Origin of the sequence: Romboutsia sp. 1001713B170207_170306_H8 (assembly GCF_015550495.1) — a bacterium.
Classification (GTDB): Bacteria; Bacillota; Clostridia; order Peptostreptococcales; family Peptostreptococcaceae; genus Romboutsia_E.
The window spans coordinates 95,550-118,670 of sequence record NZ_JADNAX010000001.1; the positions used below are offsets into that span (position 1 = coordinate 95,550).

General features: G+C 29.2%; 18 protein-coding genes. 14 read left to right on the top strand and 4 right to left on the bottom strand.

Going from position 1 to position 23,121, the window contains the following annotated elements; translation table 11 throughout:
• Positions 1 to 203: 203 nt before the first annotated feature.
• The 10 genes from nifJ (at position 204) to ptsG (ending at position 13,848) form a co-directional block, all read left to right on the top strand.
• Complete coding sequence (gene nifJ / locus I2A66_RS00465) at positions 204 to 3,758, top strand: pyruvate:ferredoxin (flavodoxin) oxidoreductase (RefSeq protein WP_122638427.1); 3,555 nt, start codon at positions 204 to 206, stop codon at positions 3,756 to 3,758.
• A gap of 161 nt (positions 3,759 to 3,919) precedes the next feature.
• The gene (locus I2A66_RS00470) at positions 3,920 to 4,396 is read left to right on the top strand and encodes a hypothetical protein (RefSeq protein ID WP_122638426.1); all 477 of its coding nucleotides are present in this window, start codon (positions 3,920 to 3,922) and stop codon (positions 4,394 to 4,396) included.
• Positions 4,397 to 4,515: 119 nt separating this feature from the next.
• A complete protein-coding gene (locus I2A66_RS00475; protein WP_147515614.1) occupies positions 4,516 to 5,433 on the top strand; it encodes a DUF7507 domain-containing protein in 918 nt (305 codons plus the stop codon).
• A gap of 188 nt (positions 5,434 to 5,621) precedes the next feature.
• Entirely contained in the window at positions 5,622 to 5,834 is a 213-nt protein-coding gene (locus I2A66_RS00480; RefSeq protein ID WP_147515613.1) for a FeoA family protein, read from the top strand.
• A 12-nt stretch (positions 5,835 to 5,846) separates the two neighbouring features.
• Positions 5,847 to 6,065: a FeoA family protein gene (locus I2A66_RS00485; RefSeq protein ID WP_122638423.1), complete on the top strand. Its 219-nt coding sequence runs from the start codon at positions 5,847 to 5,849 to the stop codon at positions 6,063 to 6,065.
• A gap of 15 nt (positions 6,066 to 6,080) precedes the next feature.
• Positions 6,081 to 8,183 carry a ferrous iron transport protein B gene (gene feoB, locus I2A66_RS00490; RefSeq protein ID WP_122638422.1) on the top strand — a complete coding sequence of 701 codons (2,103 nt, stop codon included), beginning with the start codon at positions 6,081 to 6,083 and terminating at the stop codon, positions 8,181 to 8,183.
• 24 nt (positions 8,184 to 8,207) lie between these two features.
• Positions 8,208 to 8,360 (top strand): FeoB-associated Cys-rich membrane protein, encoded by a 153-nt coding sequence (locus I2A66_RS00495; RefSeq protein ID WP_122638421.1) that lies wholly within the window; start codon positions 8,208 to 8,210, stop codon positions 8,358 to 8,360.
• A gap of 142 nt (positions 8,361 to 8,502) precedes the next feature.
• The gene (locus tag I2A66_RS00500) at positions 8,503 to 10,488 is read left to right on the top strand and encodes a fructose-1,6-bisphosphatase (protein ID WP_122638420.1); all 1,986 of its coding nucleotides are present in this window, start codon (positions 8,503 to 8,505) and stop codon (positions 10,486 to 10,488) included.
• 225 nt (positions 10,489 to 10,713) lie between these two features.
• A complete protein-coding gene (gene licT / locus I2A66_RS00505; protein ID WP_122638419.1) occupies positions 10,714 to 11,574 on the top strand; it encodes a BglG family transcription antiterminator LicT in 861 nt (286 codons plus the stop codon).
• Between the two features lie 222 nt (positions 11,575 to 11,796).
• The gene (gene ptsG, locus I2A66_RS00510) at positions 11,797 to 13,848 is read left to right on the top strand and encodes a glucose-specific PTS transporter subunit IIBC (RefSeq protein WP_122638418.1); all 2,052 of its coding nucleotides are present in this window, start codon (positions 11,797 to 11,799) and stop codon (positions 13,846 to 13,848) included.
• A 57-nt stretch (positions 13,849 to 13,905) separates the two neighbouring features.
• On the opposite strand, the gene I2A66_RS00515 is transcribed toward ptsG, so the two are convergent.
• Positions 13,906 to 15,399, bottom strand: a complete 1,494-nt coding sequence (locus I2A66_RS00515) for a hypothetical protein (protein ID WP_147515611.1) — start codon at positions 15,397 to 15,399, stop codon at positions 13,906 to 13,908.
• A gap of 226 nt (positions 15,400 to 15,625) precedes the next feature.
• Here I2A66_RS00515 and I2A66_RS00520 point away from each other — a divergent pair, with 226 nt between their 5' ends.
• The 3 genes from I2A66_RS00520 (at position 15,626) to I2A66_RS00530 (ending at position 19,217) form a co-directional block, all read left to right on the top strand.
• Positions 15,626 to 16,840, top strand: coding sequence for a carboxylate--amine ligase (locus tag I2A66_RS00520; protein WP_122638416.1), 1,215 nt, complete (start codon positions 15,626 to 15,628; stop codon positions 16,838 to 16,840).
• A 14-nt stretch (positions 16,841 to 16,854) separates the two neighbouring features.
• The gene (locus I2A66_RS00525; RefSeq protein ID WP_122638415.1) at positions 16,855 to 17,559 is read left to right on the top strand and encodes an aspartate/glutamate racemase family protein; all 705 of its coding nucleotides are present in this window, start codon (positions 16,855 to 16,857) and stop codon (positions 17,557 to 17,559) included.
• A gap of 158 nt (positions 17,560 to 17,717) precedes the next feature.
• Entirely contained in the window at positions 17,718 to 19,217 is a 1,500-nt protein-coding gene (locus tag I2A66_RS00530) for a UDP-N-acetylmuramoyl-L-alanyl-D-glutamate--2,6-diaminopimelate ligase (RefSeq protein WP_122638414.1), read from the top strand.
• Positions 19,218 to 19,281: 64 nt separating this feature from the next.
• Here the strand turns inward: I2A66_RS00530 and I2A66_RS00535 are convergent, their stop codons facing one another.
• The 3 genes from I2A66_RS00535 to ychF form a co-directional block, all read right to left on the bottom strand.
• The gene (locus tag I2A66_RS00535; RefSeq protein ID WP_195250778.1) at positions 19,282 to 19,974 is read right to left on the bottom strand and encodes a superoxide dismutase; all 693 of its coding nucleotides are present in this window, start codon (positions 19,972 to 19,974) and stop codon (positions 19,282 to 19,284) included.
• 64 nt (positions 19,975 to 20,038) lie between these two features.
• Positions 20,039 to 20,611, bottom strand: coding sequence for a GNAT family N-acetyltransferase (locus I2A66_RS00540; protein ID WP_122638412.1), 573 nt, complete (start codon positions 20,609 to 20,611; stop codon positions 20,039 to 20,041).
• A gap of 101 nt (positions 20,612 to 20,712) precedes the next feature.
• Positions 20,713 to 21,810: a redox-regulated ATPase YchF gene (gene ychF, locus I2A66_RS00545; protein WP_122638411.1), complete on the bottom strand. Its 1,098-nt coding sequence runs from the start codon at positions 21,808 to 21,810 to the stop codon at positions 20,713 to 20,715.
• A gap of 192 nt (positions 21,811 to 22,002) precedes the next feature.
• Here ychF and I2A66_RS00550 point away from each other — a divergent pair, with 192 nt between their 5' ends.
• Positions 22,003 to 23,121 (top strand): CbiX/SirB N-terminal domain-containing protein, encoded by a 1,119-nt coding sequence (locus I2A66_RS00550; protein WP_122638410.1) that lies wholly within the window; start codon positions 22,003 to 22,005, stop codon positions 23,119 to 23,121.

Sequence of the window (23,121 nt, forward strand, 5' to 3'; positions counted from 1 at the left end):
TATGATATTATGATTATTTGATTAATAGAAGAAGATATCTTAAATTTCTTAATAACTGAGAAGTTTAAAAAGAATAGAAGGATTTTATCCCATTATGTAGAATTGGTTTAATCAGTGAGATAATTGTGTGCAAAATACATAGAACAAATATTTACCTCACAAAGATTACATTTGTAGTAATATATTAAGGAGGATTACGTAGTATGGCAAAATTCATGAAAACAGTTGATGGTAATACAGCTGCTGCTCACGTTGCATATGCATTTACAGAAGTAGCTGCTATATTCCCAATCACTCCATCTTCAACAATGGCAGAAGTTGTAGATGAATGGTCAGCTCAAGGTAGAAAAAATATCTTCGGGCAAAAAGTAAGTGTTGTAGAGATGCAATCTGAAGCAGGTGCTGCTGGAACATTCCATGGTTCATTACAAGCAGGTGCTTTAACAACTACATTCACAGCTTCACAAGGTTTATTATTAATGATACCAAATATGTATAAAACAGCTGGAGAGCTTTTACCGGGGGTATTCCATGTTAGTGCTCGTGCATTAGCTGCTCAAGCTTTATCTATATTCGGTGATCACCAAGACGTTATGGCTGCAAGACAAACTGGATGTGTTATGTTAGCATCAGGTTCTGTTCAAGAGGTAGCTGATATATCTCCAGTTGCTCACTTAGCAGCAATCGAAGGTAGATTACCATTTATAAACTTCTTTGATGGATTCAGAACTTCTCACGAAATCCAAAAAGTTGAATTATTAGAAAATGAAGATTACGCAAGTTTATTAAATAGAGAAGCTTTACAAGCTTTCAGAGATAGAGCTTTATCTCCAAATCATCCTGTAACTCGTGGTACAGCTCAAAACCCAGATGTATACTTCCAAACTAGAGAAAGTTCAAATAGATACTATGAAGATATAGTTGGAATAGTTGAAAAATACATGAACAAAATGAGCGACTTAACAGGAAGAAAATACGGATTATTCAATTATTATGGAGCAGAAGATGCTACTAACATAATAATAGCTATGGGTTCTGTAACAGAAACTATAGAAGAAACTGTTGATGCATTAAATGCACAAGGTCAAAAAGTAGGTTTAGTAAAAGTTCACTTATACAGACCATTCTCAATAGAACATTTAATGGATGCTATACCAAGCACAGTTGAAAGAATATGTGTATTAGACAGAACTAAGGAACCAGGTGCTCCAGGAGAACCATTATACTTAGACGTACGTTCTGCATACTACAATAAAGAAAATGCTCCTATGATAATAGGTGGAATATATGGATTAGGATCAAAAGATACTACTCCAACAGAAATAAAAACTGTATTTGATAACTTAGCTTCAGAAAATCCAAAAAATAACTTCACAGTAGGTATAGACGATGACGTTACTTTCAGATCATTAGAATTATCAGAACCATTAAAAGTTGCGGTTCCAGGAACTGTAAGATGTAAGTTCTGGGGATTAGGATCTGACGGTACAGTTGGAGCTAATAAACAAGCTATAAAAATAATAGGTGATAATACTAAGAAATATGTACAAGCATACTTCGATTATGACTCTAAAAAATCTGGTGGGGTAACAATGTCTCACTTAAGATTCGGTGATGAGCCAATAAGATCAACTTACCTAATAGACGAAGCTGATTACATAGCATGTCATACTCAAGCTTATGTATATCAATATGATGGATTATTAGAAGGTCTTAAAAAAGGTGGAACATTTGTATTAAATACAATATGGGATCAAGCTGGTCTTGAAGAACATTTACCAGCTCACTTAAAGCAATTTATAGCTCAAAATAACATAGAGTTCTACACTGTAAATGCTACTAAGATAGCTCAAGAAATAGGGCTTGGAAATAGAATAAACATGATAATGCAATCTGCATTCTTCAAGTTAGCAAACATAATACCAGTAGAACAAGCAGTAGAATACTTAAAAGATTCTATAGCTAAAGCTTACGGTAAAAAAGGTGAAAAAGTTGTTAACATGAACTACGAAGCTGTTGAAAGAGGTATAAACTCTTTAGTTAAAGTTGAAGTTCCAGCTGAGTGGGCTAATGCAAATGATGAAAAGGTTGAAAAAGTTGAAGAACCATACTTCATCAAAAATATATTAAGACCTATAACTGCACAACAAGGTAACAAATTACCTGTATCTGCATTTAATGAAGGTTTAGAAGATGGTACTATGCCACATGGTACAGCTGCTTACGAAAAACGTGGTATAGCTGTTAATGTTCCTGAATGGATATTAGAAAACTGTATCCAATGTAACCAATGTTCATTCATATGTCCTCATTCATGTATAAGACCAGTTCTTGTAAATGAAGAAGAATTACAAAATGCTCCAGAATCATTTAATGCTAAAAAAGCTATAGGTAAAGGATTCGAAGGATTACAATATAGAATACAATTAAGTCCAATGGACTGTACAGGATGTGGAAACTGTGCTGACATATGTCCAGCTAAAGATAAAGCTTTAGTTATGAAGCCTCTTGAAAGTCAATTACAAGAAGTTGATAACTGGGCATTCGCAGCTGATCATAAAAAAGTTGCTCCAAAAGGTGACATAATGGCACCAACAACTGTAAAAGGAAGTCAGTTCAGACAACCATTACATGAGTTCTCAGGAGCTTGTGCTGGATGTGGTGAAACTGCATACATCAAAAACGTAACTCAATTATTTGGAGATAGAATGATGATAGCTAATGCTACTGGATGTTCTTCAATTTGGGGTGGTTCATACCCATCATCTCCATATACAATTAACCATGAAGGTAAAGGTCCTGCTTGGGCAAACTCATTATTCGAAGACAATGCTGAATTCGGATATGGTATGTATTTAGCAGTTAAACATATAAGAGCTAAAATAGCTGAAAATATGGAAAGCTTATTAGCTATGGATATATGTGATGAAGCAAGAGAAGCATTTACTGCTTGGTTAGATGCTAAAGAAGATGGAGAAGCTTCTAAGGCTGCAAGTGCTAAAGTAAGTGCAGTATTAGCAAACTCTCACAATATAGAAAATGCTGAAGTTAAAGCTTTAGTTGAAGAAATAAAAGAAAGAGAAGATTACTTAATTAAGAGATCTCAATGGATCCTTGGTGGAGACGGTTGGGCATATGATATCGGTTACGGTGGTGTAGACCATGTTCTTGCATCAGGTGAAAATGTAAATGTTCTTGTATTCGATACAGAAATTTACTCAAATACAGGAGGACAATCTTCTAAGTCAACTCCAGTTGCTGCAATGGCTAAGTTCGCTGCTGCTGGAAAGAGAACTAGAAAGAAAGACCTTGGTATGATGGCAATGTCTTATGGAAATGTATACGTAGCACAAGTAGCTATGGGTGCAGATAAGAACCAATTCATGAAAGCTATAGTAGAAGCTGAAAAATATGATGGACCATCATTAATAATCTGCTACGCTCCATGTATATCTCACGGATTAAAAGAAGGTATGGGACGTAGTGTAGAAAACGAAAATAAAGCTGTTAAAGCTGGATACTGGCATTTATACAGATTCAACCCAGAATTACAAGCATCTGGTAAGAATCCATTCAGCTTAGACTCTAAAGAGCCAACTGAAAGCTTCAGAGAATTCTTATTAAATCAAGTAAGATACTCTGCTGTTGCAAAACAATTCCCAGATGTAGCTGAAGAATTATTTGCTCAAGCTGAACAAAGTGCTAAAGAAAGATTAGAAAGTTATAAGAGATTAGCTAGCTACGAGTTAGTTCACTAAAATCTTAATATATAAAAAAGAGTTATCTCATTAAGAGATAGCTCTTTTTTTGCTTTTATGTAAAATAAGTAACAAATCTGCAACAATTTGTATATTATATAGGGGATAATTATATCTAAATTAATCCAAATTAAAGTAATTATACTTAAAGGAGAATAATTATGGTTGAAAAATCCGATGACTGTGTATTAAAAAATAAAGCACAAGTTGTTTATTCATATAATAATTCAGACCAGATAATTACTAAGATCACAGAAAGCAATACAGAATCAATTCAAATTCATAGATGTAATTATTATCAAATTGAATGTATTAAAGGTTGTGTAGATCTTAGTGAACTTTGCTTAAATAAACAACAAATATATAATCTTTCTATAAAAGGTAATGCAGAATTACATGATTATTATATAGAACACAATAATAAATGCTTGATTATAAGATTTAGATTAAAATTACGTATCTATTATAATAAACAAGGTCATAGTCACTATTATGATTATTATAAAAACTATGAATATAGTGTACCATTTGATAAAAATAGAGTAAGTGAAATAAATATCACTGTATTAAGTACAAACTATAAAATATTAAATAATAACTTGATTGAAGTAAGTTCAGTTACAAAATTTGAATATTAAAATCATAAAAACATAAATTATGACATGAATTTTAAAAATAGTAACGTTTATCGACATAATTTTATATATTATATTAAGTAGTAATTACTACTAATACAATATTAAGAGGTGAAAGTACTGTGGAAGATAGTACTATGAAAAAATTACAAACATCATGTCCAGAAACTTGTGATGATGGATGTGAAATAAGAAATGTAGCATTTGTAAATTATCAATATAGACCAGTTGAAGATGGAATTGAAGCGGAGGCAGAAGAAGCTTCTGTTATTAGTAATCCAGTTAGAACATGTATAGTAAATGGAATAAATCCTGACTTTAGAATTATTAAATCAGCTTCTAAAGAAGCTACAGAACCTGAAGATATAATTCTTTATACAGTTACAGTAATTAATACAGGAGATACAGTATTAACTGGAGTACAAATCTCAGATGACTTAGATAACATATCAACATATGTACCTAACAGTGCAAAAGTAGTTCTTCATGTTCCAAATGGTACTGATCAAGATGTTGATTTTACTGTTGGAACTACAGATCCATTAATAATAACTGCAAATGAAGGATTAGATCCAAATGACATGTTTATATTCTCTTATAAAGTTCAAGTTAACTCTGATGTAGGTGCATCTCAATCTGTTGATAATACAGTTACAGTTACAGTTAATGAAGTTGAAGATCCTCAATTAGATAGTCAAAATATTCCTATTAGATATGCTAGAGTAGAAGTACTTAAGGCAATTAGAGGAAATGTTAGATGTGTTGAATGTGGTGATGATTTAACTTATACAATAAGACTTATAAATACAGGAACTATAGATGCTACAAATGTAGTAGTTACAGACTTATTTGATTCAAGATTCTGCTTTGATGAAGGTGATGTAGTAGTTAGAGATGCAAATGGTGATGATTTAGATCCACAACCAAATATTAGTGTTGTTAATGGATTGCTTACTGTTACAATTGCTACTTTACAACCAGGTGAAGTTAATCAAAGAAGAATAATTATATCTGGACAAATATGTTGCTGTGACGAATAAAGTAATAAAAATTCAACTAATTAAATCAGCTAAATAATAAGTTATAAAGTGAAACGAGTTATCTCAAAGGAGATAACTCATTTTTTATATATCAAAAATAAATATTAATTGACAATGATTACCAATAGGACTACAATTGAATTGATGATAATGATTTTCAAAATTATTTACAAGAGGGAGATGTTAAAATGGCATTAAGTATGATAGGCATTGGAGAACAGAGAAAAATAGTAGAAGTAAGGGCTAAAGATTCTGTAAAAAGGCATTTACAAAGCTTAGGATTTATAGTTGGCGAAAAAGTAGAAATAGTAGCTGAAAATCCAAGTGGGCTTATTTTATTAGTAAAAGGATCTAAAGTAGCTTTAAATAAAGGAATTGCAAATAAAATAATAGTTTCTTAAGGAGGGATAAAGATGACATTAAAGGATTTAAATCCTGGTCAGTCAGGAATAGTAAAAAGTATAGGTGAAAAAGGGCCTATAAGAAGGCGATTAATGGATATGGGAGTAACACCAGGTGTAAAAGTTGAAGTTATTAAGGTAGCACCATTAGGTGATCCAATAGAAATAAATATAAGAGGATATGAATTAAGCCTTAGAAAAGATGAGGCACAAAATATAGTATTAAAGTAATCGAGGGGAAATGTTATGGGATATACAATAGCGTTAGCAGGAAATCCAAACTGTGGTAAAACTACAGTATTTAATGAAATAACAGGCTCAAAACAACATGTTGGTAACTGGCCAGGTGTAACTGTAGAGAAAAAAGAAGGTAAGTATAAGAAAAATAAAGATATAAATATAGTAGATTTGCCAGGAATTTATTCTTTATCTCCATATTCTCAAGAGGAGATAGTAGCTAGGAATTATATTATTGATGAAAAACCAGATGTACTTATAAATATAATAGATGCAACAAACATAGAAAGAAATATGTATCTTACATTACAAATTTTTGAAACGAAGATTCCTACAGTTATAGCTCTTAATATGATGGATGAGGTTGAAGCTAGAGGAACTAAAATAAATATAGAAAAACTTCAAAAATACTTAGGTGTAAAAGTTGTTCCAGTCATAGCTAGAAGTGGAAAAGGTATGAAAGAACTAATGGATACAGCTATAGAAGTTGCTAAGATGTATAACCATGATTCTATAAAAGACATAGAAGATGTACATATATCTGTAGATGGAACTGAAGCGCTTAGTTTAGATTTAGGTATTGATGTATTTTCTGAGAAAATAGAAGAGTATGTTCAAAAAATACATTCAAAATTAAGTGATAAAAGTGATATAAATACATGGAAAGCATTAAAAATCTTAGAGGAAGATGCTATAGTAAATGAATCATTAAGTGTATCAGAAAAAATTGATATCCAAGATATTTTATCAAAAGCAAATGAAGAATTTGATGGTGATATTGAGTCAGAGATAGCAGATCAAAGATATAAATTTATTTCAAAGATAGTAAATAAGACGGTTTCTAAATCAAAACCTAAGAATGGAAAAAGAGAAGAAACAACTTCAGATAAAATAGATAAAATTTTAACTAATAGAATTTTAGCTATACCTATATTTTTAGCTGTAATGTATTTACTTTTCTCTATTACTTTTGGAGAAAGTATAATAGGAATTGGTGTTTATTTACAGACTATAGTTTGTGATTTTTGGGATGGACCATTAACTGAAACTATACTAAGTTCGTTAGAATATTTAGGAGCTGCTGAGTGGGCAATATCTCTTGTAGGAGATGGAATACTTGCTGGTGTAGGTGGAGTTGTATCATTTTTACCACAAATACTAGTTTTATTCTTACTTATGTCAGTACTTGAAGATAGTGGATATATGGCTAGAGTTGCTTTTGTTATGGATAAGATTTTTAGAAAATTTGGTTTATCAGGAAAATCATTTATTCCATTATTAATGGGATTTGGTTGTTCTGTTCCAGCGCTTATGGCATCTAGAACTTTAGAAAATGAAAAAGATCGTAAGATAACTATGATGATAACTCCGTTTATGTCTTGTGGAGCAAAGCTTCCAATATATTTAATGTTTGCAGCAACTTTATTTGCAACTAGTAATCAAACTAACATAGTGTATACAATATATATGTTAGGTCTAGTTGTTGCAGTAGTATCTGCACTAATATTAAGTAAGTTTGTATTAAAAGGAGAAGCATCAAACTTTATAATGGAGCTTCCTCAATATAGAATACCTACATTAAAAAGTGTTTTAATACATGCATGGGAAAAAGTAAAAGGTTTTGCAATAAAAGCAGGAACGATAATTTTAGCATCAACAATATTGATATGGGTTTTATCAAGCTTTAATTTATCTGGAATGTGTGAAATGGAAGATAGTATATTAGCTTCTATTGGTAGAAGTATTCAATGGATATTTGCTCCTTTAGGATTTGGTGACTGGAGAGCTTCAGTTGGTGTAGTTACAGGATGGATTGCAAAAGAAAATATAGTATCCACTTTCGGAGTTTTATTTGGAGCATCTGATGCTATAACTGAAGCTGCAATGGAAGGTAGTGCGGCAATACCACAAGTAGCAGCAGTATTTACTCAAGCATCAGCATTTTCATATATGATATTTAATTTATTATGTATGCCATGCTTTGCAGCTGTAGGAGCTATAAAAAGAGAAATGGGTTCTTGGAAATGGACTGGTATTACAGTTGGTTTCCAAATGATAGTTGCATGGATAGTTGCATTCTTAACTTATATAATATGCCAGATGATATTTTAAATAATAAGGAAGTGAATTAAATTAATGATTAATTATATTATTGGAATAGGCGCTTTCTTAATAGTATTTTATGTTATAAAAAATGGAATTAAATCTTACAAAAGTGGAAAAAGTACCTGTGGATGTAGTTGTAAAAACTGTCCATCAGATAGTGCTTGCAAAACAAATAAAAAATAAATAAAATAAAATCTTGGTATATATAAATATGTATTTATATTACCAAGATTTTTTTTGAAATAAATAGTATAGCATATAAAAAAAGATATACATAAATATGTTATAATAATTAAGTAGAAAAAGATAAGTTGGAGGAAAAATAATGAGAGAATTATCAACTGTGTCAGATGATTATTTAAATAATAATATTAAATATTTAAGATTACTATCGAAACAGTACCCTAGCATATCTAAGGCTAGTGAAGAAATTATAAATTTAGAAGCAATACTTAATCTTCCTAAGGGAACAGAACATTTTTTAACTGATATACATGGTGAGTATGAACCATTTGTACATGTATTAAAAAATGGATCAGGAGTTATAAAAAGAAAGATAGAAGAGCTTTTTTCTAATAGCATAAGAGAATCGGAAAAGAAGATGTTAGCGACTCTTGTTTATTATCCAGAACAAAAATTAGATTTAATATCTAAGGAAGAAACTGACATAGAAGATTTTTATAGAATAAACATGTATAGACTTATAGAACTTTGTAGGTATACATCAAGCAAATACACAAGATCTAAGGTTAGAAAATTCTTACCAGAAGAATTTAGATATATAATGGAGGAATTATTACATCCAGATAATAGTAGCGACCATAAGCATGAATACTACCATAGTATAGTTGAGACTATTATTGAAATAGACAGAGCTAAAGAGTTTATAATAGCAATATCTAAAGTAATACAAAAATTAGTAGTTGATAGGTTACATATAATAGGAGATATATATGATAGAGGTCCAAGACCTGATATTATTATGGATATGCTAATGCAGCATCATAGTGTAGATATACAGTGGGGGAACCATGATATATTATGGATGGGCGCAGCTGCTGGACAACCTGTTAATATAGCTAATGCACTTAGAATTTGTGCAAGATATGCAAATTTAGATATAGCGGAAGATTTTTATGGAATTAACTTATTGCCACTTGCTACCTTTGCAATGGATGCTTACAAAGATGACCCTTGTAAGGAGTTTTTACCTAAAGTAGGAGAACAAAACGTATCAAATAGTGAAAAAGGTCTTATTGCAAAAATGCATAAAGCTATAAGTATAATACAATTCAAACTAGAGGGAGAAGTAATAAATAGAAGACCTGAATTTGATATGAATCATAGATTATTACTAGATAAGATAAACTATGAAGAAGGAACGATTAATTTAAAAGGAAAAGTATATAAATTAAAAGATAATTACTTCCCAACAATAGACCCTAAAAATCCATATAAGCTAACTAAAGCAGAAGAAATCTTAGTAGAAAAATTAATATCTTCTTTTAAAGGAAGTGAAAAACTTCAAAAACATGTTTCATTCTTATTTTCAAAGGGTAGCATTTATTTAAAAGCAAATTCAAATTTATTATTCCATGGATGTATACCATTAAATGAAGACGGAAGCTTTATGCCTATGAATATAAAAAATAAAGAATATAAAGGTAGAGCCTTAATGGACAAAATGGAAGCTTTAGCTAGAGAAGGTTATTTCTTTGCTGAAAATACATTACAAAAACAATATGGAATGGATATTATGTGGTATTTATGGACTGGAAAATGCTCATCTTTATTTGGAAAAGATGATATGACAACTTTTGAAAGATACTTTATATCAGAAAAAGAAGCTCATAAAGAAAATAAAAATCCATATTATTTCTTAAGAGAAGATGAGACAATATGTAAAAGAATTTTCGATGAATTTGAGTTGGATTTTGAAGAATCTCATATAATAAATGGACATGTTCCTGTAGAAAGTAAAAATGGAGAAAGCCCAATAAAAGCTAATGGAAGAATTTTAGTTATAGACGGAGGATTCTCAAAAGCATATCAAAAGAAAACTGGTATTGCTGGGTATACTTTAATATACAATTCTTATAGCTTACAGTTAGTATCTCACGAACCTTTTAGCTCAGCAGAAGAAGCTATAGCGAATGAAAGTGATATATTATCAACTACTGTTGTTGTAGAACATAAGGTAAAAAGAAGAAGAGTTAAAGATACTGAAGCTGGAGAAAAAATACAAGATGAAATAAAGGATTTAAAATTACTTTTATTAGCGTATAGAAAAGGTTTAATAAAGGAAATGTAATATAAAAATATTATATATTTTAAATAGAAAAAACTTGACACTAAATATGTATTATACTAGAATTAAATTATAATAAATATAAAACTAATTCAATTAACTATTATTGGATTGTTACTGATAATGCAGGCAATACCTAGGTTAAGTTTTACAGCATTGCTGTATCTTAATTTAGGTATTTTTAATTTTATACATATTTATAGTCAGTTAGAGGGGGTACAAGTAAGGATGATTATTGAAAGAGTTTATAACAACAATGTGGTATTGGTAAAAGATGAAAACAATAAACAGCTAATACTTACAGGTTGTGGTATAGGATTTCAAAAAAAATTAGGCCAATTAGCTGACGAGAGTAAAATAGAAAAAAAGTTTGTAGCTGAAGATGAAGGTTTCAAAAATAAGATAAGCAAACTAGCCCTTGAGGTTGATGAAGATGTATTTAAAGCTAGTTCGGCTATAGTTGAATATGCTGAAACAAAGCTAAAAGCTGAATTATATGACTATATATATGTGGCACTTACAGATCATATAGCATTTGCACTTAAAAGACATAAAGAAAATATAGAAATAAAAAATGAATTACTTTATGAAATAAGAAGAATTCATAAAAGAGAATTTGAAATTGGTATTTGGGCAATCGGTTACTTAAATAAAGAATTTGATGTTAACCTACCAGAAGATGAAGCAGCTTTTATAGCCATGCATATAGTAAATGCCAATTATAATGAAAATACATCTGAATCATTTTTAATGACAAAGATAGTTAAAGAAATACTTAATATTATAAGGTATTATTACTCCGTTGAGTTTAATCAAAATGAAATGAACTATGAAAGATTATTAACTCATTTAAAGTTTTTTGCAAAAAGATTAATAAAAAATGAAAGCAAAGAAAATAAACAAAATGAACTTTTAGGAATTATAAAAGAAAAATATGAAGATTCATATAAATGTGCAAGTAAAATAAAAACATTTATAGAAGAACACTATGAATATGTTGTCAGTGAAGATGAGCTTTTATACTTAATACTTCATATTAATAGGGTAATAGAAGTTATAAAAATAGAAGAAAAATCAATCATAAATTAAACCGTATTAAGGTTGTTACTGTTTGGCAGGCAAGACTTAGGTTTATAAGAATATATGATTATTGTTTTAGTAGGTTTAGGTTATACGCATACTTTTAGGGTAGGCTTAGATACTTATATCTATTAAAGATAATTGTATATTTCTATAAGCTTAAGTCTTTTTTTATAGCAATAATCAAATAAATTTTAACAATTATAAAATAAGAAAGGGAGATTAAAAGCAATGTTTAAGAAATTATTCGGTGTTTTACAAAAAGTTGGTAAGTCGCTAATGCTACCAGTTGCTATACTTCCAGCAGCAGGTATACTTTTAGGATTAGGTAATGCATTAGTAAATGAAAATGTTATATCATATATGCCATTCTTAGCAAATGGTACAGTTGCTTTAATAGCAAGTATGATGGAAGGTTGTGGTCAAATAATATTTGATAACTTACCTTTAATATTTGCAGTAGGTGTTGCAGTTGGTTTAACTGATGGTGAGGGTGTTGCAGCTCTTGCAGCAATCGTTGGTATGTTAGTAATGAATAAGGCTATGAGTGTTACAGCTGGAATAACAGCTGATATGACTGGCCCTATGTATGCTAATGTTTTAGGTATACCTACAATACAAACAGGTGTATTTGGTGGTATCATCATAGGTATTCTTGCATCAAGTATGTATAAGAAATTCTATAAAATTGAATTACCTCAATATTTAGGTTTCTTTGCAGGGAAAAGATTCGTTCCTATTATAACATCAGTATTAGCATTATTAATAGGTGTAGCATTAACATTCGTATGGCCTCCAATACAAATGGGGTTAATGTCATTCTCTCAAACAGTTATAGATGCTAACAGAACTTTAGCAGCATTCTTATTTGGAGTTATAGAAAGAGCGTTAATACCATTTGGATTACATCATGCATTTTATAATCCATTCTGGTATCAATTTGGTGAGTATGTAAACAGTGCAGGAGATCTTGTAATGGGAGATCAAAGTATATGGTTTGCACAACTTAAAGATGGTGTAGAATTTACAGCTGGTACATTCATGACTGGTAAATTCCCATTCATGATGTTTGGACTTCCAGCAGCAGCTTTAGCTATGGTACATGAAGCAAAACCTGAAAAGAAAAAATACGTTGCTGGTATAATGGCATCAGCAGCATTAACTTCATTCTTAACTGGTATAACTGAGCCAATAGAATTTGCATTCTTATTCGTAGCTCCAGTATTATTTGCAGTACACTGTGTATTTGCAGGTTTATCATTTATGTTAATGCAAATATTAAATGTTAAAATAGGTATGACATTCTCAGGTGGTCTTATAGACTTTACTTTATTTGGTATAATACCAAATAGAACACCTTGGTATTTTGTTTTAGTAGTAGGTGCAGGACTTGCAGTAATATACTACTTCGGATTTAGATTTATGATAAGAAAGTTTGACTTAAAGACTCCAGGTAGAGAAGATGAAACAGAAGAAGTAAGTTCTTCATCTAGCTTAGGAAAAGGTGAATTAGCAAACGAAATATTAATAGCTTTAGGAAATAAAGAAAACTTAAAGAGTTTAGATGCTTGTATAACTAGACTTAGAGTACAAGTTGAAGATATAGAAAAAGTAGATAAAGATAAATTAAAAGAGCTTGGTGCAGCTGGTGTTATGGTTGTAGGAAACAATGTACAAGCTATATTCGGTACAAAATCAGATACTTTAAAATCAGAAATAAACGAAATAATATCAGGTAAATTAATTGTTAATAAATCTGAAAATAAAGAAGTTAAAAAAGAAGTTACTAAAATTGAAGAAAATTCAAGTACAGAGTTAGCAATATCTTGTTCTGAAGAGGTAATGTCTTTAACTAATGGACAAATTTTAGAATTATCAGATGTTCCAGATGAAGTTTTCTCAAGTAAGTTAATGGGAGATGGATTTGCAATAAAATCAAGTGATGGAGTAATATGTTCTCCAGTTGATGGTAGTGTGGAAGTTATATTCCCAACTAAGCATGCAGTAATAATAAAATCTGATGCAGGAAGAGAAATACTTATACACATGGGAATAGAAACAGTTAAACTAGAAGGTAAAGGATTTGATTTAGCTGTAAATGTAGGAGATAAAGTTAAAGCTGGTGATAAACTTGCTAAAATGGATTTAAAATATATAGAAGAAAATGCAACTTCTAGTATAACTCCAGTTATATTTACGAACTTAGAATCAAATGAAAAAATCACAGTAAAAACTGGTAAATGTAATTTAAAAGAAAGTAATAGAGTTACTATAACAAAATAAATAATATAAAAAAAGGTTGAACATTATTATGTTCAACCTTTTTGTTTAGATAGTTAACTAGTTTATAGATAATGAATCTATTAAAGTTTTGAATAGATTCATAGTAGATTCATTTAGTTCTGGGAAGAATTCTTGTATAGAGTCAATTAACTTATTGTAATTAGGAAGCGATTGTGTATTAAACATATCATTACTAGGGTATTTAAGGTTATATTTCCAAACTTCTAAGCCTTGGAATGGATTAGCAGTTCCTAGATATAAGTCATTTAAAGAATCTACATATAAAATTCTACCTCCATAATTATATCTATTACCTAAACCATTTAAAAATACTGGTAAGAAGTGTACACCATCTAAGGATTTATATAAATTAAATCCAAAAGGATAGTTAAATTCATTTAAAAGTCTTACTATAATTCTATACATTTTAATTAAGGTATCAACTAACTCTGAAGATAAAGCATCATCAGATCTATAAGAAGATAATATTTCTAATATAAGTTGCATAAATAAAGCACTATCAAAAGTACTTATATATAAAGCACCATTATATTCTTGTATTTGCCATCCATAAACATTAAATGGATTGTTAAAACCAGAATTAATACCAGATATACTATTAGGACCTACAATCATTTCAACCTTATCATCTTTATCTAATCTTATTAGATCAAATCCTTGAGGTATTATCCAAGACAATGGCAACTCTTTTGTTCCACTTAAATAAAGATGATTTTTAAATACACCCATAGCTAAAGTTACAGTATTAGATGGATTACCAAAACCATCAACTACAAGTGTCCATTTATTAAGTTCAGTTTTATTAGTATCTGTTCTCCAAACTCTTATCTTATTATTTATAGATGTTGCTAAATATAAACGATTATTAAAAACAGCCATATTTACTATTGCACCGGAAGGATTTTTATTTGGATCAAAATTTGGAGTTGAGCTAGGATAAGTTTCTAGTTCCCAAGAGAAAAATTCTGGGTCTATATTACTATATAATAGAGGATAAGTTACTTGACCACCCTCATCAATATTAGCTACATATAGTTTATTATCAAATATAACCATAGCTCTTGAAGAGTTTCCTTCTAGTGTTCCTCGATTATAAACCGTAGATTTTGTTTCCATCCAGTCTATACCATTTACTGATTTGTATATTTTTAGTTTGTTAGGTGGCAAACATGTGCCAGCTGCATATAGAGCTGGATTACCATTATAAGCTCTATAGTTAACCATATATCTAAATCCATAGATATTACTATTATAAGGAGCTTTAAGCACCTTCTCCCAAGTAGAATTACCATCTTTTCTTAGTCTCCAAATCTCAGCTCTATCATCCTGTACTGTTGGAGTTAAAGATAGTGGGAATCTTAAGTTTTGTATATATAAGCTAGAGTATAGAGGTATTATATTTCTACCAGTACCAACATATATATAATCGCCTAAATCACTAATTGACCAGGCATAGTTATTTTGTCTTGCATTTATTAAATTGTTAAAATCTAAACCATTAAGTGGTGTTAGACTTTCAAAACTTGACATATAATCAACACCTTTATTATATATATACAGGCATTAAAATTTACCTGTCTGTATATAATATGAGTTTGTAAAAAAATGGTGAAAGACCAAGGATATTGTATTTATATATATTTTTTCTAGTTTAATACATTAAATATAGATTAAAACAGTAGTATTTTGACATAAGTATTAAAATACAGTATACTTATTTAGTACGTTGAATTTAAAATGTAAGAGGTGGAAAAACGTGGAAAATATAACAATTCAACCAGTCTTAGTTGGAGGAGATATAAACTGCTATAGTGTAGCAAGAGCATATCATGAAGCTTATGGAGTTAAGTCAATAGCATTTGGAAGATATGCATTAGGTGCAACTAAGGATAGTAAAATAATAGATTTTAGAATAGACCCAAGAATAACTGAAGAAGAAGAATTTATAAAAGTATTATTAGACACTGCAGATGAACTTGCAGCACCTAATAAAAAATTAATTATACATGGATGTACTGATGAATATGCAGAGTTAATAATAGATCATAGAGATATATTATCAGAAAAATATATAGTTCCTTATATAGGGAAAGAGTTAAAAGAAAAGCTTATAGAAAAAGAATTATTCTATCAAATGTGTGAAGAAAAGGGATTAGATTACCCTAAAACATTCATATACTCAAAAGGTGATGAAATAACAGACTTTGGATTTAAGTATCCAGTTATAATAAAGCCTTCAGATAGTGTATTATTCTGGCAACATCCATTTGAAGGAATGAAAAAAGCTTATCTTGCTAACAACGAAGAAGAGTTTAAAGAAATAACGACTTCAATATATAATGGAAAATATGATAAGAGCTTAATAATACAAGACTTTATACCAGGTGATGACTCACATATGAGAGTTTTAACTTGTTATTCAGACCAAAATGGTAAAGTTAAGATGATGTGTTTAGGACATGTATTATTAGAAGAGCATACACCAAAAGGAATAGGAAATCATGCTGCTATAATAACAGAGTATGATGGTCCTTTAATGGAGAAATTTAAGAACTTCTTAGAAAGTATAAACTACACAGGTTTTTCTAACTTTGATATAAAATATGATAGTAGAGATAACACATATAAAGTATTTGAAATTAACTTAAGACAAGGTAGAAGTAACTTCTATGTAACATCTTCAGGTAATAATATAGCTAAGTATGTAGTTGAAGATAGAGTTTACAATAAAGAATTAGATTTAAAAATACAAAAAGAACCTTTCTTCTGGCGTGTAATACCTAAGAATGTAGTTTATAAATTCGTTAAAAATCAAGAATTAGTAAATCTTGCTAAGAAATTAGATTCAGAAGGTAAGAGTGCAACATCATTTGGATATGATGCTGACTTAAAAGGAAACTTTAAGAGAAGTTGGTATGTATTCTTATACAATATAAACCAAGTAAGAAAGTTTAATAAATACTGCAAATAAAGTGGTGATATAAAATGGAAAATAATAAAACAGTTGGTGTTATTGGTGGACTTGGACCTATGGCTACAGTATATTTTTATGATATGGTAGTAAGGATGACTGATGCAAAAACTGACCAAGATCATATAGATATGGTTATAGCTAATAGAGCAACAACACCAGATAGAACTGATTATATAATTGGAAAAAGCAAAAACAGTCCAGTAGATATACTAAAAAAAGATGCAAAGAGATTAGAAAACTTTGGAAGTGACTTTTTAGTTATAACTTGCAACACAGCTCATTATTTCTATGATGAAATACAGAAAAGTGTAAATATTCCTGTTTTAAATATAATCGAAGAAACTGTAAAACATGCAAAAGAACAAGGTCATAAAAAGTTAGGAATATTAGCAACAACAGGAAATATAAGTACAAACTTATATCAAAATATGTGTAAGAAATATGATATAGATTATTTAGTATTAGATGAAAATAGACAAGCTAATATAATGTCTATAATATATGATGATATAAAAAGTGGAAACCCTGCTAATATGAACAAATTTAATGACATAGTCAATAATTTAAAAGAAAATAACTGTGATGGTGCAATTTTAGGATGTACAGAATTATCAATTTTAAAAAATGATAATAACTTAGATGATGAGTTTTATATAGATTCATTAGGTGTTTTAGCTGTTAAAACTATAGAAAATTGCAATAAAAGAGTTAAATAATAAAATATAAAAAAATAGAGTAGTTAAAGCTACTCTATTTTTAGGATTTAAATCTTAGAATGATATTCCAATTTTAACATAGATTTTCTAAGTAAAATTTAAAAATAATATGATATACTACAGTTTATGAATATACCAAGGATAAGGAGGGCTTAGTAATGAAATTATTTAAAGTTATGGAAGATGTTGAATTTACTTGTGATAAGCCTTGGGACGAAATAAAAGAAATCGAAATAAAAGATATTGCATATAATTCTTCAAAATGTGAAGATGGATATATATTTGTTGCTATAAAAGGTGAAACTGTTGATGGTCATAAATACTGCATGGATGCTTATAAAAGAGGATGTAGAGTATTTATACTAAATGATGATATAGAATTAGGAAATGATGCTATAAAACTATTTGTAAAAGACAGTAGAATAGCTTTATCAAAAATGTCAGCAAACTATTTTGGTAATCCATCAAAAGAGCTAAAAATTATAGGTGTAACGGGTACAAAAGGTAAGACTACAATAACTAACTATGTAAGTGAAGTTCTAAATTCTTCAGGACTTAATACAGGAGTTATAGGAACTAATGGTACTTTTTACAATGGTATAAGTGAAAAAACAGTTAACACAACTCCAGAAAGTTATGAACTTCATAGAATATTTAGAACAATGCTAGATAATGGAGTAAAGTGTGTATCTATGGAAGTTTCATCAGGTGGAGTTATGATGAATAGAGTTGAGGATGTAGATTTTGATATTGCAATATTCTCAAACTTATCACCAGATCATATAGGTCCAAAGGAACATCCAACTTTTGAACATTATTTAGAATGTAAAGCTAGACTATTTACACTAGCTAAACATGGAATAATAAATATAGATGACGAGCATGCTAAAGAAATAATGAATAAAGCAACTTGTGATATAGAAACATTTTCTATATCAAATAATTCAAATTTAGTAGCTAAAAATATAGAGTACTCAAAATCTATAGACTCATTAGGGGTAAGTTTCACTTGTCATGTAGGAGAAGAAGATTTCCCTTGTTATATATGTTCTCCAGGAGAATTTAGTATATATAATGCATTAGCAGTAATAGCTGTCTGTAGATATTTAGATGTAGAACAAGAAGTTATGTTAAACTCTTTAAGACAAGCTAAGGTAAATGGAAGAGTAGAAGTTTTACCAATACTTCCTTATGCAACAGTTATAGTTGATTATGCTCATAATGGAGTAAGCTTAGAGAATATACTTCAAACACTTAAAAAATACGATCATAATAGATTAATATGTTTATTTGGATCAGTAGGTGGAAGAACAGAGTTAAGAAGAAAAGAGTTAGGAGATGTTGCAGCTAAAGAATGTGACTTATGTATACTAACTTCGGATAACCCTGATTTTGAAGATCCAATGAATATAATAAGTGATATAGCAAAATCTTTTGAAAATAGTAATTGTGAATATATAGTAGAGCCAGATAGAAAGTTAGCTATAGAAATGGCTATAGAAATAGCTAAAGAAGGCGATATGATAGTATTTGCTGGAAAAGGTCATGAGACTTATCAAATAATAAAAGGTGATAGAGTACCTTTTAGTGAAAAAGAAATAGCTATGAATGCAGCTAAGAGCGTTTTAGCTGAAAAGAATTACTTAACACTTGCATAATGAAAAGCTAGATGGGATTGTAACTAATAATATGTTATTATCCTTTCTAGCTTTTATAATTTATTTAATTTTTATAATTCTTAAGAGCTTGATTCCAATCAAGTACATTGAACCAGTTATCTATGTACTTAGAACGATCGTTTTTATAGTCAAGATAATAAGCATGCTCCCAAAGGTCTATACCTATTATTGGTTTTAATCCACAACATATTGGGTTATCTTGATTAGGTGTATTTACTATGCATAGATTGTTATTTTTATCTAATACAAGCCATGTCCAACCTGAACCAAATACATCTAGTGCACTTTTCTTAAACTCTGATTTGAAGTTTTCATAAGAACCAAATGTACTTTCTATGCCTTCTTTTAATTTTCCTGTTGGAACAGGATTATTTTTGTTAGACATTATATTAAAGAATAATTCATGATTGTAAACACCGCCACCATTATTTCTTACTATGTTTCTAACATCTTGTGGTAAAGAGTCTAAATTACTTAATAATTCATATAAAGTAAGATTTTGTAAATCAGGATATTTATCTAGGGCTGCATTTAAATTTTTTACATAATTAGCATAGTGTTTATCATGATGAAGAGTCATAGTCTCCTTGCTTATATAAGGTTCTAAAGCATCGTAAGAGTAAGGTAGTGGTTTTACCTCAAACTTATATGTTTCTTTAGAATAAGATAAAGCAGTTAATCCTTGAGTAAGAATAATTGATAAAACTATGCTTAAAGTTAATAATGCTTTTTTCATTTAATCACCTCATAAATATTATGCTTAAAAAGGATAATATTATTTAAAAGGCCTAAAGGTATATTTATACATACATATTAAATATATTTTGAATCTCACTATTTTTAATCAAGTTAATATGTTTTATTGGTTTTGGAGGTATATTAAAATCTATAATATTTTTCTCCATCCAAATAATATCCCACCATTTATTAAATTTAAAGCCGGCATGACTAAAACATCCTACAAGATTAAATCCATGTTTTTTATGGAATTTCTCACTTTTTATATTTGGAACAGTAATACAAGCATAAACATTATAAAATCCTTGAAGTTTTAAAATATCTAAAATGCAAGAATATAGAGTAGAGGCTATATTTTTATTGTGATAAGATTCATTAGCATAGATAGACAATTCAACATCCCAATTATAAGCATCTCTTTCTTTATATTTAGATGCATAAGCATATCCAATTATTTTATTATCAATAAGAGCAACTATATAAGGATAATCTTTAGATATAGTTTTAACTCTATTTTCAAATTCCTCTAAACTAGGAATCTTATATTCAAATGTAATTGCAGTATTTTCAATATAATATTTATAAATATTTAAAATCTCTCTTGCATCGTTTAAGTTGGCTAATCTTAATTCCATATGATATCCCCCCTAATTAATTATTTTTAGATTATTGACTAATTATATCATAATAAAAAAAGCTATATTTGGTTTTAATCCCAAATATAGCTTTTATTTTATTAAACGTTAAATCTGAATAATATTACATCTCCATCTTTAACTATATATTCTTTACCCTCAAGTCTAACTAATCCTTTTTCTTTAGCAGCAGTCATAGTACCAACATGAACTAAGTCATCAAAAGCAATAGTTTCCGCTCTTATGAATCCTCTTTCTATATCAGAGTGGATTTTTCCACCTGCAGCAGGAGCTTTAGTTCCAAGTTTTATAGTCCAAGCTCTAACCTCTTGAGGTCCAGCTGTTAAGTAAGATATAAGTCCTAATAAAGCATAAGAAGATTTTATTAATTTATCTAATCCTGATTGCTCAAGACCTAAAGTTTCTAAGAATTCTTTCTTTTCTTCTTCAGTATCAAGTTCAGCTATTTCTGCTTCTATTTGAGCACAAACAACTACAACTTCAGCATCCTCAGTAGCAGCGAATTCTCTAACTTTGTTTACATAATCATTGTTAGCAGCTTCATCAGCTAAATCATCTTCACATACATTAGTAGCATATATTACTGGTTTAGAAGTTAATAAGTTTAATGAATTAACAAATGTTTGTTGATCTTCAGTAAAGCTCATTGTTCTAACACATTTATTATCTTCTAAAGTAGCTAGTATTTCTTTTAAGAATTCAACTTCGGCAGCTACAGACTTATCAGCTTTAGCAGCTTTAGCACTTTTTTGTATTCTTCTTTCTAATATTTCTATATCAGAGAATATTAATTCTAAGTTTATAGTTTCTATATCTCTAAGTGGATCAACACTTCCATCAACGTGAACAACGTTAGGATCTTCGAAGCATCTAACAACGTGAACTATAGCGTCAACCTCTCTTATGTGAGATAAGAATTTATTTCCAAGACCTTCACCTTTTGAAGCTCCTCTAACAAGACCAGCTATATCGCAGAATTCGATAGCTGTTGGAACTATTTTCTTTGAATCATATAGTTCTTTTAATTTATTTAATCTTTCATCTGGAACAGCAACCACACCTACGTTTGGTTCTATTGTACAGAAAGGGTAGTTTGCAGATTCTGCACCTGCTTGAGTTATAGCGTTGAAAAGCGTACTTTTACCTACGTTTGGTAAACCTACTATACCTAATTTCATAATTGTATCTTCCTTTCTTTATGTTAATTTGATATTGAAATTTATATATAAATTTATACAACCTTCTAAGTCGTGAACACAACTAATAAAGCTGATTTTTACAAATTTACAAACTTCATTATAGACATACATACTGATTATACATCATATATATAACAGATGTAAACTATACATTATTATGGAGTTGGTTTTATGCTAAGTTCAATACTTTTATTTGTATGTATATTTTTAGGTTTTATATTTACAGGTTATATGGAAAATATATTTATAGTTTTAGCCACACTTCTTTTTTATAAGCAGATAATTATAGATAAAAATTATAAATATATAGCATATGGACTTATTATTGCTTTTATTGGAATAAATATTATAACTATATCAATATTTAGAAATAAAATAGCTATAAAAGATGTGAGTCCACTAGAAGACCAACCAGAAACAGTAGTGTTGTTGGTTTCTGGAGGTGAAAGTTCAAACTATGATTTAAAAGAAAGGGCAAGTGAAGTTTACTTTGAAAAGGGATTTAAATCATACTTAACTGGAATAAAAGATTTATATACATTTAAAATGTACTATGAAAAATTTGGGTCAAGTGATTTTAAAGAAGATGCAGAATATATAGCATCAAATTTGAGAGAAAAGTTAGGCAATAGTTATAAAGTAGTAAATTCTTATCTTTATTCATCACCTTATTTTGAAAATAGTATAGAAGATATTATTTCAAAAGGATATAAAAATATAATTATTTGTCCTATGTTTATGACAGAAGGTGAAGATTTTGATGTTTTCACTAAAAGATATGAAAGTTTAAATTTAAGTAAATACAATTTAAATAAGGTAGAAATAATGGAAACTTTCTACAAATCAAATAACTTAGCAACATTATATAAAAATGAAATATTAAAAACTATATCAAGTAAAAATAAAGATATAGGAGTGTTATTAATTGGTTTTCAAAATGAAAACAATGTAGAACAAGATATATTATTTAGAGAAAAAATAAGAGATTACATATTGCAAGACGAAAAAAATAGTAACATTCAAATAAAATTACCTCTTTTAGAAAATAATAAAAAGGATATAATTAAATGTGGTGAGGAATTACTAGAATATGGAATTGATGGTCTATATATAGTGTTACCAACAAGTATAATTGATAGTATTTATACTAAAAACTTAGTGGATAGCATACTTAGTAATTTAGACATGGGAAATACAAAGCTTTATTATATAGATGCTGATAAAAAATACGACTTAATAGTAAATGAGATATTTGACAGAATATCATTACTAAGCGCAATAGGAGGGTAA

Excerpts from the sequence above, each read along its gene's own strand:
- I2A66_RS00495 (WP_122638421.1), top strand. The coding sequence starts at position 8,208 with ATGATTAATTATATTATTGGAATAGGCGCTTTCTTAATAGTATTTTAT.
- I2A66_RS00540 (WP_122638412.1), bottom strand. The coding sequence starts at position 20,611 with ATGGAATTAAGATTAGCCAACTTAAACGATGCAAGAGAGATTTTAAAT.
- I2A66_RS00550 (WP_122638410.1), top strand. The coding sequence starts at position 22,003 with ATGCTAAGTTCAATACTTTTATTTGTATGTATATTTTTAGGTTTTATA.
- I2A66_RS00535 (WP_195250778.1), bottom strand. The coding sequence starts at position 19,974 with ATGAAAAAAGCATTATTAACTTTAAGCATAGTTTTATCAATTATTCTT.
- I2A66_RS00500 (WP_122638420.1), top strand. The coding sequence starts at position 8,503 with ATGAGAGAATTATCAACTGTGTCAGATGATTATTTAAATAATAATATT.
- I2A66_RS00485 (WP_122638423.1), top strand. The coding sequence starts at position 5,847 with ATGACATTAAAGGATTTAAATCCTGGTCAGTCAGGAATAGTAAAAAGT.
- ptsG (WP_122638418.1), top strand. The coding sequence starts at position 11,797 with ATGTTTAAGAAATTATTCGGTGTTTTACAAAAAGTTGGTAAGTCGCTA.
- licT (WP_122638419.1), top strand. The coding sequence starts at position 10,714 with ATGATTATTGAAAGAGTTTATAACAACAATGTGGTATTGGTAAAAGAT.
- I2A66_RS00470 (WP_122638426.1), top strand. The coding sequence starts at position 3,920 with ATGGTTGAAAAATCCGATGACTGTGTATTAAAAAATAAAGCACAAGTT.
- I2A66_RS00530 (WP_122638414.1), top strand. The coding sequence starts at position 17,718 with ATGAAATTATTTAAAGTTATGGAAGATGTTGAATTTACTTGTGATAAG.
- I2A66_RS00515 (WP_147515611.1), bottom strand. The coding sequence starts at position 15,399 with ATGTCAAGTTTTGAAAGTCTAACACCACTTAATGGTTTAGATTTTAAC.
- I2A66_RS00525 (WP_122638415.1), top strand. The coding sequence starts at position 16,855 with ATGGAAAATAATAAAACAGTTGGTGTTATTGGTGGACTTGGACCTATG.
- I2A66_RS00480 (WP_147515613.1), top strand. The coding sequence starts at position 5,622 with ATGGCATTAAGTATGATAGGCATTGGAGAACAGAGAAAAATAGTAGAA.
- ychF (WP_122638411.1), bottom strand. The coding sequence starts at position 21,810 with ATGAAATTAGGTATAGTAGGTTTACCAAACGTAGGTAAAAGTACGCTT.
- feoB (WP_122638422.1), top strand. The coding sequence starts at position 6,081 with ATGGGATATACAATAGCGTTAGCAGGAAATCCAAACTGTGGTAAAACT.
- nifJ (WP_122638427.1), top strand. The coding sequence starts at position 204 with ATGGCAAAATTCATGAAAACAGTTGATGGTAATACAGCTGCTGCTCAC.